Source organism: Flagellimonas hadalis (assembly GCF_007785775.2).
Lineage (GTDB): Bacteria > Bacteroidota > Bacteroidia > Flavobacteriales > Flavobacteriaceae > Flagellimonas > Flagellimonas hadalis.
Window position 1 is genome coordinate 1 of the sequence record NZ_VNIK02000051.1, and the last position, 403, is coordinate 403.

The window sequence follows — 403 nt, forward strand, 5'->3', positions numbered from 1 at the left end:
CTCGGCAAGTACCTCAGACAAGGTCTGGTCGTCGGTGTCCACAGTATGGCTCAAATCAGATATCTGACTTTCGGTAATCGTTATATTGGCATCATTGATATCAATATCAATTTCATCGTTCGCAACATCATTTGTTATCGTAATCTTATTAGATCCTGCATTGATGTTCTTAAATTCAAGATCTGCCCCAGTCTTCCGAGCAAATGTCCCAACTCCTCCGGCCCCAACATTTGAAGCTGTATTTGTTTGACCGGAAGTCGCCGCAAAAGCATCCACTTCTGCTTTCAGTTCTTCTATCACATTCTGAACATTCCCAGAGGTCAATGTTGTTGTACTTGGGTCATATGGCACATCAATAGCTTCTTGCGACTCCGTGAAGGTGCTGTTAACCACATAGGGGTCG

General features: G+C 43.9%; 1 protein-coding gene. It reads right to left on the reverse strand.

Translation table 11 applies throughout. From position 1 onward, the window contains the following. A partial coding sequence (locus FOT42_RS18215; RefSeq protein WP_192938450.1) for a hypothetical protein occupies positions 1–403 on the reverse strand: 403 nt, incomplete at both ends.